Below are 12,103 nucleotides of genomic sequence, written 5' to 3'. Positions count from 1 at the left end.
TGCAGGGTGAGGGCTGGACGGTGGGTGGCATGGCCAAGGGTGCGGGGATGCTCGCCCCGGGCCTGGCCACGATGCTCGTTGTCCTGACCACCGACGCCGACGTCGACACTCCCGGACTCGACACCGCCTTGCGTGCCGCGACCCGGACGACGTTCGATCGTGTCGATTCCGACGGTTGCATGTCCACTAACGACACCGTCCTGCTCCTGGCCTCCGGTGCCTCCGGCGTCGCCCCCGCCCCGGACGCTTTCGCCGAAGCCGTTCGGACCGTGTGCGATGACCTGGCGCGTCAGCTCATTGGTGATGCCGAGGGGGCGAGCAAGGACATCCGTATCGAGGTGATCAACGCCGCTACCGAGGACGACGCGGTCGAGGTCGGGCGTTCCATCGCCCGCAACAACCTCCTCAAGTGCGCCCTGCACGGCGAGGACCCCAACTGGGGCCGTGTTCTGTCCGCCATCGGCACCACCTCCGCGGCCTTCGACCCCGACAAGCTCAACGTCGCCATCAACGGCGTGTGGGTGTGCCGTAACGGCTCTGTCGGTGACGACCGTGACCTCGTCGACATGCGCTACCGGGAGATCCGTATCACTGCCGACCTCGCCGAGGGCTCCGAGACCGCCGTCATCTGGGCCAACGACCTCACCGCCGACTATGTCCACGAGAACAGCGCGTACTCCTCATGACGACCACGGACAGCACGGACAGCACCGACAGCACGGACAGCACCGACAACGCGGGCACGACCCGTAAACACACCGCCCTCCCCAAGGCCCGCATCCTCGTCGAAGCACTGCCCTGGCTGACGCGGCATCACGGCAAGACCGTCGTCATCAAGTTCGGCGGCAACGCCATGGTCGACGACGAGCTCAAGGCCGCCTTCGCCCAGGACGTCGTCTTCCTCCACCACGCCGGGCTGCGCCCCGTCGTCGTGCACGGCGGCGGCCCCCAGATCAGCGCGCAGCTCGACCGGCTCGGCCTCGTATCGGAGTTCAAAGCTGGCCTGCGGGTGACCACCCCCGAGGCCATGGACGTTGTCCGCATGGTCCTGGCCGGGCAGGTCCAGCGCGAACTCGTCGGGCTGCTCAACCAGCACGGCCCGCTCGCCGTCGGGATGACCGGCGAGGACGCCCACACCATGACCGCGACCAAGCACTACGCCGAGATAGCCGGCGAGCGCGTCGACATCGGCCGCGTCGGCGAGATCACCGCCATCGACACCGGCGCCGTCCAGGCCCTGCTCGACGACGGGCGCATCCCCGTCATCTCCTCCGTCGCCCGCAGCGCCGACGACGGCCACGTCTACAACGTCAACGCCGACACCGCCGCCGCCGCACTCGCCGCGGCCCTCGGCGCCGAGACGCTCATGGTCCTCACCGACGTCGAGGGCCTGTACGAGGACTGGCCGCACAGCGACGAGGTCATCAGCCGCCTCACGGCGAGCGAACTGGAGGCGCTGCTGCCGGACCTCGCGAGCGGCATGGTTCCCAAGATGGAGGGCTGCCTGCACGCCGTCCGCAACGGCGTCACCACGGCCCGCGTGATAGACGGCCGCGTCCAGCACTCGATCCTGCTGGAGATCTTCACGGACGAAGGCATCGGCACGATGGTCGTCCCCGACCCGGCGGCACCGCCGGCAACCGGACAGGAGGCACGGAAGCCGTGAGCAACGCGGAACTCACCGAGCGCTGGCAGGGCGCCCTGATGGACAACTACGGCACCCCGCGCATCCCCCTGGTGCGCGGCGAGGGCAGCACGGTCTGGGACGCCGACGGCAAGCCGTACCTCGACCTCGTCGGCGGCATCGCCGTCAACGCCCTCGGCCACGCCCACCCCGCGGTCGTCCGGGCCGTGTCGGACCAGATCGCCACCCTCGGCCACGTCTCCAACCTCTTCACCGCCGAGCCGACGGTCGCCCTCGCCGAGCGGCTGCTCGGCCTCGCGGGCCGGCCGGGCCGCGTGTATTTCGCCAACTCGGGGGCGGAAGCCGTCGAGGCGGCCTTCAAGATCGGACGGCGTACGGGGCGGCCCCACATGGTCGCCGCCACCGGCGGCTTCCACGGCCGCACGATGGGGGCGCTGGCCCTCACCGGCCAGCCCGCCAAGCAGGACCCCTTCCTGCCGCTCCCCGCCGGCGTCACCCACGTCCCCTACGGGGACGAGGACGCCCTCCGCGCCGCCGTCACCACCGACACCGCGCTCGTCGTGCTGGAGCCCGTCCAGGGCGAGGGCGGCGTCATCGTCCCGCCCCCCGGCTACCTGGCCGCCGCCCGCGAGATCACCCGCGCCACCGGAACCCTCCTCGTCCTGGACGAGATCCAGACAGGTATCGGCCGTACGGGCCACTGGTTCGAGCATCAAGCACAGGGCGCCGAGCCCGACGTCGTCACCCTCGCCAAGGGCCTCGGCGGCGGCCTGCCCATCGGCGCGACCCTCGCCTTCGGCGCGGCCGCCGACCTGCTGACACCCGGTCAGCACGGCTCGACCTTCGGCGGGAACCCCGTCGCCTGCGCCGCCGCCCTCGCCGTCATCGACACCCTGGAGAGCGAGGGGATCCTCGCCCGCGCGACCGCGGCGGGGGAGCGGCTGCGTGACGGGATCGCTGCGCTCGGCCACCCCCTGGTCGACCGCGTCCGTGGCGCGGGCCTGCTGCTGGGTATTGTCCTTTCCGAGCCCCTTGCACCGAAGGTGCAGCAGGCAGCACAGGACGCCGGCCTTCTGGTGAACGCGGTCGCACCCGACGTGGTGCGTTTGGCCCCGCCGCTGGTCATCACCGAAGATGAGGTGGAAACGTTCCTCCGGGCACTGCCGGGTGTCCTGGACGCCGCTGCTCCCGGGGAACGACGAAGCGGAGACTGACGAGACGATGACCCAGGCGCAGGAGCCGGAGCCGTTCCACGGCGGACAGGCCGTACCGCAGACCCGTACCGCCCGCCACCGCCGGATCGTGGACATCCTCGGCCGGCAGGCGGTCCGGTCGCAGAGCCAGCTCGCCAAGCTGCTCGCCGACGACGGGCTGACCGTCACCCAGGCGACGCTCTCCCGCGACCTCGACGAACTGGGCGCGGTCAAGATCCGCAACACCGGGGGCGAGCTGATCTACGCCGTCCCCTCCGAGGGCGGCGACCGCACGCCCCGGGCCCCGCTCGGCGAGTCCGCGACCGAGGCCCGCATGGCCCGCCTCGCGGGCGAGCTGCTGATCTCGGCGGAGGCGTCCGCCAACCTCGTCGTCCTGCGCACCCCGCCGGGCGCCGCCCAGTTCTTCGCCTCGGCGATCGACCAGGCGGGCGTGCACGAGATCATCGGCACCATCGCGGGCGACGACACGGTGATGCTCATCAGCCGCGACCCCAAGGGCGGCCAGGCCCTCGCGGACCACCTCCTGAGGCTGGCTCAGAAGGAGCGCTGACGCGCCGTCCGGACACCGCCGCCGGGGTCCGGGGCGTGAACTCGCCGCCGGTGTGGGCAGGATGTCGAGGGGCGCAGGGCGTCGGCCTCGTGAACACCGGCCCAACCGCAGGCGCGGGGCGAGGGAGGACACATGCTGGCGATCCGCGCGGCGAGGCTCTTCGACGGGATAGGCCCGGGGACCGCCGAGCGGCCCGCGGTGCTGGTGGAGGGCGGGCGCGTCACCGGCGTGGTGCCGGGCGGGAGCGTGCCCGCGGAGGCCGCGCTCGTGGACCTGGGGGAGGCGACGCTGCTGCCCGGGTTCGTGGACACCCACGTCCACCTCGCCTTCGACGCGAGCGAGGACGCCGCCGGCCGGCTGCGGCGCGCCGGCGACGAGGAGCTGCTCGACCGCATGCGGGCCGCGGCCCGCGCGACCCTCGCCGCGGGCGTGACGACCGTGCGCGACCTGGGGGACCGGGGGTACCTCGCGCTGCGGATCCGGGAGGAGACCGCCAAGGACCCCACCGCCGGGCCCACCGTGCTCGCCTCCGGCCCGCCCCTGACGACCGCCCGCGGCCACTGCTGGTTCCTCGGCGGGCAGGCCGAGGGCGTCGACGCGATCCGGGCGGCCGTGCGCGAGCGGGCCGAACGCGGCGTGGACGTCGTGAAGGTGATGGTGACCGGCGGCGACCTCACCCCCGGCTCGGACCCCTTCCGCGTGCAGTACGGCCACGCCGAACTGCTCGCCGCCGTGCGCGAGGCGCACCGGCACGGCCTTCCGGCCACGGCGCACGCGCACTCCGCGGCCGGCATCGCCGACGCCGTGGCCGCCGGGTTCGACATGGTCGAGCACTGCTTCTTCGTCACCGAGATCACCGACGAGAGCGACGAGGACGACCCCGGCGTGGACTTCGACCGGCGGGTGCTCGACGACATGGTCCGCCTCGGCGTGGTCGCCTCCCTCACCCTGGGGTCCCTGCCCGGCGGCCCGCCGCCCCCGCCGGGGATCGCCCGGCGCCTCCCCGGCCTGGTTGCCGGAATGGCCGCGATGCGCGAGGCGGGCGTGGGGGTGGTGTGCGGCAGCGACTCGGGGATCTTCCCGGCCAAGGCCCACGGCAGCCATCCGTACAGCGTCGCCGCCATGGTGGAGGCGGGCTTCACCCCGCTGGAGGCGCTTCGCGCGGCGACCTCGGCGGCGGCCCGCGCCTGCGGCGTCGCCTGCCGCAAGGGCTGCATAGCGCCCGGCTTCGACGCGGACCTCGTGGCCGTGGCCGGGGATCCGCTCGCCGACATCACGGCCGTCCACGCGGTGACCGCGGTCTTCCGCGAGGGCGTACGGGTCGCGCTGCCGTAAACGGAAAGCACGAGGGAACGGGGCTAAGGCCCCGGAAACGACGGAAGCCGCCCCCTCGCTGTGCGAGGAGACGGCTTCCGACCTGCGGTTATCCGCTGGTCGGGACGGCGGGATTTGAACCCACGACCCCTTGACCCCCAGTCAAGTGCGCTACCAAGCTGCGCCACGTCCCGGTGCTCGTCCCTCCCGGGTTTTCCCCGGTCGGGCGTGCAAGAAGAAAATATCCTGTTTGGCGGCGTGATCCAAATTCGGGGTCCGGAGTCCCGCCCGCGTGACCAGGCCGCCACTCAAAGTGACACCGGAAGGGCGTTGACGAACCATACGGTGGAGTGCATAGTTATACCCATCAGCGAATGCATCGTAAGGAGAAACCCGTGACCGAGCGCGTCGTACTCGCCTACTCCGGCGGCCTGGACACCTCCGTCGCCATCGGCTGGATCGCCGAGGAGACGGGCGCCGAGGTCATCGCCGTTGCCGTGGACGTCGGCCAGGGCGGCGAGGACCTGGACGTCATCCGCAAGCGCGCGCTCGCCTGCGGTGCGGTGGAGGCGGAGGTCGCCGACGCCAAGGACGAGTTCGCCGAGGAGTACTGCCTCCCGGCGATCAAGGCCAATGCCCTCTACATGGACCGGTACCCGCTGGTCTCCGCCCTCTCCCGGCCCACGATCGTCAAGCACCTGGTGGCCGCCGCGCAGAAGCACGGCGCGACCACCGTCGCCCACGGCTGCACCGGCAAGGGCAACGACCAGGTGCGGTTCGAGGCCGGCATCTCCTCCCTCGCGCCCGAGCTCAAGTGCATCGCCCCCGTCCGGGACTACGCGATGACGCGGGACAAGGCCATCGCCTTCTGCGAGGCCAAGGGCCTGCCGATCGCCACCACCAAGAAGTCGCCGTACTCCATCGACCAGAACGTCTTCGGGCGGGCCGTCGAGACCGGCTTCCTGGAGGACATCTGGAACGCCCCGATCGAGGACGTCTACGACTACACGGCCAACCCGGCCACCCCGCGTGAGGCCGACGAGGTGATCATCACCTTCGAGCAGGGCGTCCCGGTCGCCATCGACGGCAAGCCCGTCAGCGTGCTCCAGGCCATCCAGCAGCTCAACGAGCGGGCCGGCGCGCAGGGCATCGGCCGGCTCGACATGGTCGAGGACCGGCTCGTGGGCATCAAGTCCCGGGAGATCTACGAGGCGCCCGGCGCGATCGCGCTGATCACCGCCCACCAGGAGCTGGAGGCCGTCACGGTCGAGCGCGAGCTCGCCCGGTACAAGCGGCAGGTCGAGCAGCGGTGGACCGAGCTCGTCTACGACGGCCTGTGGTTCTCCCCGCTCAAGCGGGCCCTGGACGGCTTCATCGCCGAGGCCAACGAGCACGTCTCCGGAGACATCCGGATGACGCTGCACGGCGGCCGGGCCGTCGTCACGGGCCGGAAGTCCGAGAAGTCGCTCTACGACTTCAACCTCGCCACGTACGACACGGGCGACACCTTCGACCAGTCGATGTCGAAGGGCTTCATCGAGATCTTCGGCCTCTCCTCGAAGATCGCCGCGAAGCGCGACCTGGCCTGACCGCACGACCTGGCCCGACCGACCAGCCGGCCGCCCCCACCATCCAGAGGAGCACGCAAGTGAGCAACGGCACCACCGACGACGTCCGGCTCTGGGGCGGCCGTTTCGCCGACGGCCCGGCCGAAGCGCTGGCCAAGCTCTCCGCCTCCGTCCACTTCGACTGGCGGCTCGCCCCCTACGACATCGCCGGTTCCCGCGCGCACGCCCGCGTGCTGCACAAGGCCGGGCTGCTCACGGGCGACGAGCTCCAGCGGATGACCGACGGCCTCGGGCTGCTGGAGGCCGACGTCGCCGCCGGCACCTTCACCGGCACCGTCGCCGACGAGGACGTGCACACCGCCCTCGAACGCGGCCTGCTGGAGCGGCTCGGCCCCGACCTCGGCGGCAAGCTGCGCGCCGGCCGGTCCCGCAACGACCAGGTCGCCACGCTCTTCCGGATGTACCTGCGCGACCACGCCCGGATCATCGGCGGGCTGATCGCCGACCTCCAGGAGGCGCTCGTCGGCCTCGCCGAGGCGCACCCGGACGTCGCCATGCCGGGCCGGACGCACTTGCAGCACGCCCAGCCGGTGCTCTTCGCCCACCACGTGCTCGCGCACGTCCAGGCGCTGTCGCGGGACGCCGAGCGGCTGCGGCAGTGGGACGAGCGCACGGCGGTCTCGCCGTACGGCTCGGGCGCGCTCGCCGGCTCCTCCCTCGGACTGGACCCGGAGGCGGTCGCCGCCGACCTCGGCTTCGAGCGCGGCTCCGCGGGCAACTCCATCGACGGGACGGCCTCGCGGGACTTCGTCGCCGAGTTCGCCTTCATCACGGCCATGATCGGCGTCGACCTGTCGCGCATCGCCGAGGAGGTCATCATCTGGAACACGAAGGAGTTCTCCTTCGTGACCCTCCACGACGCCTTCTCGACCGGCTCGTCGATCATGCCGCAGAAGAAGAACCCGGACATCGCCGAGCTGGCGCGCGGCAAGTCCGGGCGGCTCATCGGCAACCTCACCGGGCTGCTCGCCACGCTCAAGGCGCTGCCGCTCGCGTACAACCGCGACCTCCAGGAGGACAAGGAGCCGGTCTTCGACTCCTGCGACCAGCTGGAGGTCCTCCTCCCGGCCTTCACCGGCATGATGGCCACCCTCACGGTCAACCGCGCCCGGATGGAGGAGCTGGCCCCCGCCGGTTTCTCGCTGGCCACCGACATCGCCGAGTGGCTGGTCAAGCAGGGCGTGCCGTTCCGCGTGGCGCACGAGGTGGCGGGGGAGTGCGTCAAGGAGTGCGAGGCGCGGGGCATCGAGCTCGACGGGCTCACCGACGAGCAGTTCGCCGCCATCTCGCCGCACCTGACGCCCGAGGTCCGCTCGGTGCTGAGCGTGCCCGGCGCGCTGGCCTCGCGCAGCGGGCGGGGCGGCACCGCGCCGTCCGCGGTCGCGGTCCAGCTCGGCGAGGTCAAGGCGGACCTGGCGGTCCAGCGCGAGTGGGCGGACGCCGCGCGCGGCTGACGGCGTGATCCGGGGGCACATCGGCGCCCCCGGATCACGCAGCACCTCGCGTGACCCCGCAGCACGTCGCAGCACCCCGCGGCACGTCGCGGTTCTCGCCGTCCGGATGAGACGACGGCAACCCGAGTGAGACATCATCGTCTCATTCGGGTTATCGTCGTCTCATGAGTGTTGACCGGGACCATGTGCTGAGGGAGGCCGCCGCCCTGCTCACCCGCAAGGCGACCGCCTCCATGGACGAGATCGCCAAGGCCGCGGGCATCGGCCGCGCCACCCTCCACCGCCACTTCGCCGGGCGCGACGCGCTCGTCCGCGCCCTGGAGGACCTGGGCATCCAGCAGTTCGGGCAGGCCCTGGACGCCGCCCGGATCGAGGAGGGCGACGCGGCCGGCGCCGTCCGCCGCCTGATCGCCGAGGCCGAGCCCGTCGCCGGCATGCTCGCCTTCCTCTTCACCGAGAACCAGCTCTACGAGAACGGCACCAACGAGGGCTGGAACCGGCTCGACACCCGCGTCCAGCAGCTCTTCCGCCGCGGCCAGGAGGAGGGCTCCTTCCGGCTCGACCTCACGCCCGCCTGGCTCACCGAGGCCCTCTACGGCCTGATCGGCACCGGCGCCTGGGCCGTCCAGGACCGGCGCGTGGCTGCCAAGGACATGCCCCGCATGGTCGCCGAGCTGCTCCTGGGCGGCGCCGAGCGAAGGGCGGAGACCGAGCGGAGGATGAAACGGTGACCGGTACCACCGGCGGCCCGCGGACCCTCGCGGCCCCTGCCGAGACCCCCCGCCCCGGACGCTGGCTCGCGCTCGCCGTCCTCGCCCTGGCCGTCCTCCTCGTCGCCGTCGACGCAACCGTCCTCGGCCTCGCGACGCCCTTCCTCAGCGAGGACCTGCGCCCGTCCGGCACACAGCTGCTGTGGATCGGCGACGTCTACTCGTTCGTCATCGCCGGACTCCTGGTCTCCATGGGCAGCCTCGGCGACCGCATCGGCCGCAAGAAGCTCCTGCTGACCGGCGCCGTGGCCTTCGGCGCGGTGTCCGTGCTGAACGCCTACGCCACCAGCCCCGAGATGATGATCGCGGCCCGGGCCCTGCTGGGCGTCGCGGGCGCGACGCTGATGCCGTCCACGCTCGCCCTCATCCGCAACATCTTCCACGACCCCAAGGAGCGCAGCCTGGCCATCGGCATCTGGGGCGCCATGGCCTCGGCGGGCGCCGCGGTGGGCCCGGTCGTGGGCGGCTTCCTGCTGGGCCACTTCTGGTGGGGCTCGGTCTTCCTGATCAACCTGCCCGTGATGGCCGTGCTGGTGCTCGTCGGCATCAAGCTGCTGCCCGAGTCGCGCGACCCGTCGCCCGGCCCGTGGGACCTGCTCAGCGTGGTGCTCTCCATGAGCGGCATCATCGCCGTCGTCTACGCGATCAAGGAGGGGGCCACGCACGGACCGCGCTGGGACGTGGCGGCGGCGGCCCTCGCCGGCATCCTCGCCCTCGTGTGGTTCGTACGCCGCCAGCTCACGCTGCCCTCGCCGCTGCTGAACATGCGCCTCTTCCACAACCGGGGCTTCTCCGGCGCGGTGCTGGCCGACCTGCTGACCGTCCTCGGCCTGTCCGGCATGGTCTTCTTCCTCTCGCAGTTCCTCCAGCTCGTCCAGGGGCGCAGCCCGCTGGAGGCGGGGCTCGCCGAACTGCCGGCGGCGGTCGGCGCGGTCACGGCGGGGCTGCTCGCGGGGCGGGCCGCCCGGCGGTTCTCGGTGCGCTCGGTCGTGGCCGGCGGGCTCGCGGCGATCGGCCTCGCCCTCGCGGTGCTCGTCTGGCTGGAGTCGGACACCGCCTATCCGGTGCTCGGCGCGACCCTGCTCGTCGTGGGCGTGGGCGCGGGCTTCTCCTTCACCGTCACGGCCGATGTGATCCTCTCCAGCGTGCCCAAGGAGCAGGCGGGCGCCGCCTCGGCCGTCTCGGAGACGGCGTACGAGCTCGGTGCGGCGCTGGGCATCGCGCTGCTCGGCTCGATCGTCACCGGCGTCTACCGGGACTTCGCCATCCCCGCGGGCGTGCCGGCGGGGACCGCCGCGGAGGCCCACGAGTCCCTCGGCGGCGCCGTGGAGGCGTCCTCCGCGCTGCCGGCCGACCAGGCCGCGGGCCTGCTCACCTCCGCGCAGCAGGCCTTCGTCGACGGGTTGCAGATCGCCTCGGGCGTCGGCGCGGTGGTGCTGCTGGCGACGGCGGCCGCCGCGTGGTTCCTGCTCCGCGGGCAGAAGCTGGAGGAGGGGTACGGCGGCTGATCCGCCACGCGGGTACGGCAAACGGAACAGCGTTCACCGGATTGAGCCGGGTACGGCTCACATGAGCAAAGCGCACGACGGGCCGGGGCGGCAAGCCCCGGCCCGTGTGACATATGCCGGAAACAATTTCTCTTGACGCAATGCTTATGCGCGGGCAACGATCACGACCACTGGTCGACATTGTCGAACATGGTTCGGTTTACGACGGCGGTTTCCCGCCGTCCCGTTGCCAAAGGACACCCCCCTCATGCGCCTCCGCAGAACGGTCAGACTCCTGCTCGCCGCCGCGGCCACCGCGGCCCTTGGCCTCACGGGCCTCGCCGCCTCCCCGGCCTCCGCCTCGGTGCTCGACATCCCGCCGAAGGGGGCCAACGACTGGTCCTGCAAGCCGGATTCGGCGCACCCGCAGCCCGTCGTGCTCGTCAACGGCACCTTCAAGCTCATGGGCGAGAACTGGGCCGCGCTCTCCCCGAAGCTGAAGGAGGCGGGCTACTGCGTCTTCGCCTTCAACTACGGGAACATGGAGACCGCCCCCATCCCGCAGGCGGCCGCGGAGCTGCGCGACTTCGTGGAGGCCGTGCGGGGCGCCAGGGGCGCGGAGAAGGTCGACATCGTGGGCCACAGCCAGGGCGGCATGATGCCGCGCTACTACGTGAAGTTCCTGGGCGGCGCGGACAAGGTCGACGACCTCGTCGGCATCGTGCCGTCCAACCACGGCACGAAGAACCCCCTCGCGATCGCGGCCGGCTGGACGATCTGCCCGTCCTGCACCGACCAGCGCTGGGGCTCGGACCTCATGAAGAAGCTCAACGAGGGCGAGGAGGCGCCGGCCGGCCCCGACTACACCGTCGTCACCACGCGCTACGACGAGGTCGTCATCCCCTACACCAGCGCCCTGCTGAACGGCCCGGCCGAGCGCGTCACCAACGTTGTGCTCCAGGACAAGTGCAAGCTCGACCCCTTCATGCACGACCAGGCCACCAAGGACCCGGTCGTCGCCCAGTGGGTGCTCAACGCGCTCGGGCGCAAGGGCCCGGCTGACCCGGCCTTCCACCCCACCTGCATCGGCCTGAGCTAGCGGGGACGAGCCGGGCCGGACGGCGGTCGGGCGAGGAGGGGTGACGAGGTGTCAGGCGGCCTTCGAGGCCCTGGCCTTGGTCGCGTAGACGTCCACGTACTCCTGGCCCGACAGGCTCATGACCTCGCTCATCACCTCGTCGGTGACGGCCCGCAGGATGTAGCGGTCGCGGTCCATGCCCTCGTAGCGGGAGAAGTCCAGCGGCTCGCCGAAGCGGACCGTCACCGGGGCGAGGTGCAGCATGCCCTTGCCGCCCGGCTGGACCTTGTCCATGCCGACCATCGCGAACGGCACCACCGGAGCGCCCGTCATCAGCGCGAGGCGGGCGATGCCGGTGCGGCCGCGGTAGAGCCGGCCGTCGGGGGAGCGGGTGCCCTCGGGGTAGATGCCGAAGACCCGGCCCTCGTCGAGGATCCGGCGGCCGGTCATCAGCGCCGCGACGCCGCCGTGGCCGCCGTCACGGTCCACCGGGATCATGCCGGAGCTGCCGAAGAACCAGGCCATGAGCCGGCCCTTGACGCCCTTGCCCGTGACGTACTCGTCCTTGCCGATGAAGAACACCTGCCGCTTGACCACCAGCGCGAGGAACAGCGAGTCGACGAACGTCACGTGGCTGCCCGCGAGGATGACCGGCCCGCTGCCGGGGATGTTCTCCGTGCCCTCCACCTTGGGGCGGTACAGGACGCGCATGAGCAATCCGAGGAACGCCTTGAGCAAGATGCGGGACAACGGGGCCCTCCGGTCGTGGTGGTCGGTGCGGCGCATGCCTGCGCAGGGGCTGACCATACTCGCCGGTATGACCCACGCGCACCCCGGGTAGGGGGACGCGATACGGAGTGTTGACGTGAGTTTGCACGCCGTTTGTCTTCCGTCTTCACAGACGGAAGTCGTACGTGTTTACGATCTGCGCGTCCGACAGGTGCCCGACCGGCACCGGGACCG

At 71.8% G+C, this 12,103-nt stretch carries 11 protein-coding genes and 1 tRNA gene; 10 read left to right on the top strand and 2 right to left on the bottom strand.

What is annotated here, in order from left to right; genetic code table 11:
- The 5 genes from D7231_RS33470 to D7231_RS33450 all read left to right on the top strand — a co-directional run.
- Positions 1-686: bifunctional ornithine acetyltransferase/N-acetylglutamate synthase (locus D7231_RS33470; RefSeq protein ID WP_199739512.1), on the top strand; the 686-nt coding region annotated here is incomplete at its 5' end.
- Positions 683-1,666, top strand: coding sequence for an acetylglutamate kinase (gene argB, locus D7231_RS33465; protein ID WP_120759943.1), 984 nt, complete (start codon positions 683-685; stop codon positions 1,664-1,666). The genes D7231_RS33470 and argB, both read left to right, overlap by 4 nt.
- Positions 1,663-2,859, top strand: a complete 1,197-nt coding sequence (locus D7231_RS33460; RefSeq protein WP_120759940.1) for an acetylornithine transaminase — start codon at positions 1,663-1,665, stop codon at positions 2,857-2,859. The genes argB and D7231_RS33460 overlap by 4 nt, the downstream gene beginning before the upstream one ends.
- A gap of 7 nt (positions 2,860-2,866) precedes the next feature.
- The gene (locus D7231_RS33455) at positions 2,867-3,409 is read left to right on the top strand and encodes an arginine repressor (protein WP_120759949.1); all 543 of its coding nucleotides are present in this window, start codon (positions 2,867-2,869) and stop codon (positions 3,407-3,409) included.
- Positions 3,410-3,541: 132 nt separating this feature from the next.
- Complete coding sequence (locus tag D7231_RS33450) at positions 3,542-4,744, top strand: amidohydrolase family protein (RefSeq protein ID WP_120759938.1); 1,203 nt, start codon at positions 3,542-3,544, stop codon at positions 4,742-4,744.
- Between the two features lie 96 nt (positions 4,745-4,840).
- Here D7231_RS33450 and D7231_RS33445 read toward each other — a convergent pair.
- Positions 4,841-4,917 (bottom strand) — tRNA-Pro (locus tag D7231_RS33445).
- A gap of 201 nt (positions 4,918-5,118) precedes the next feature.
- Here D7231_RS33445 and D7231_RS33440 point away from each other — a divergent pair.
- From D7231_RS33440 to D7231_RS33420, 5 genes are all read left to right on the top strand, one after another.
- A complete protein-coding gene (locus D7231_RS33440; protein WP_120759936.1) occupies positions 5,119-6,312 on the top strand; it encodes an argininosuccinate synthase in 1,194 nt (397 codons plus the stop codon).
- Positions 6,313-6,371: 59 nt separating this feature from the next.
- A complete protein-coding gene (gene argH, locus D7231_RS33435) occupies positions 6,372-7,805 on the top strand; it encodes an argininosuccinate lyase (protein WP_120759934.1) in 1,434 nt (477 codons plus the stop codon).
- A gap of 164 nt (positions 7,806-7,969) precedes the next feature.
- A complete protein-coding gene (locus D7231_RS33430; protein ID WP_120759931.1) occupies positions 7,970-8,536 on the top strand; it encodes a TetR/AcrR family transcriptional regulator in 567 nt (188 codons plus the stop codon).
- On the top strand, positions 8,533-10,083 hold the full coding sequence (locus D7231_RS33425) for an MFS transporter (RefSeq protein ID WP_120759929.1): 1,551 nt from the start codon (positions 8,533-8,535) through the stop codon (positions 10,081-10,083). The genes D7231_RS33430 and D7231_RS33425 overlap by 4 nt, the downstream gene beginning before the upstream one ends.
- A 247-nt stretch (positions 10,084-10,330) precedes the next feature.
- Entirely contained in the window at positions 10,331-11,161 is an 831-nt protein-coding gene (locus D7231_RS33420) for an alpha/beta fold hydrolase (RefSeq protein WP_120759927.1), read from the top strand.
- A 51-nt stretch (positions 11,162-11,212) separates the two neighbouring features.
- On the opposite strand, the gene D7231_RS33415 is transcribed toward D7231_RS33420, so the two are convergent.
- Entirely contained in the window at positions 11,213-11,890 is a 678-nt protein-coding gene (locus D7231_RS33415) for a lysophospholipid acyltransferase family protein (RefSeq protein ID WP_120759925.1), read from the bottom strand.
- Positions 11,891-12,103: the final 213 nt, after the last annotated feature.

Origin of the sequence: Streptomyces klenkii, from assembly GCF_003626645.1 — a bacterium.
GTDB lineage: Bacteria > Actinomycetota > Actinomycetes > Streptomycetales > Streptomycetaceae > Streptomyces > Streptomyces klenkii.
This window is presented reverse-complemented; position numbering and strand designations above follow the sequence as displayed.

What these genes read in the sequence shown, in the direction of transcription:
- argB (WP_120759943.1), top strand. Translation starts at nt 683, where the DNA reads ATGACGACCACGGACAGCACGGACAGCACCGACAGCACGGACAGCACC.
- D7231_RS33420 (WP_120759927.1), top strand. Translation starts at nt 10,331, where the DNA reads ATGCGCCTCCGCAGAACGGTCAGACTCCTGCTCGCCGCCGCGGCCACC.
- D7231_RS33450 (WP_120759938.1), top strand. Translation starts at nt 3,542, where the DNA reads ATGCTGGCGATCCGCGCGGCGAGGCTCTTCGACGGGATAGGCCCGGGG.
- D7231_RS33455 (WP_120759949.1), top strand. Translation starts at nt 2,867, where the DNA reads ATGACCCAGGCGCAGGAGCCGGAGCCGTTCCACGGCGGACAGGCCGTA.
- D7231_RS33430 (WP_120759931.1), top strand. Translation starts at nt 7,970, where the DNA reads ATGAGTGTTGACCGGGACCATGTGCTGAGGGAGGCCGCCGCCCTGCTC.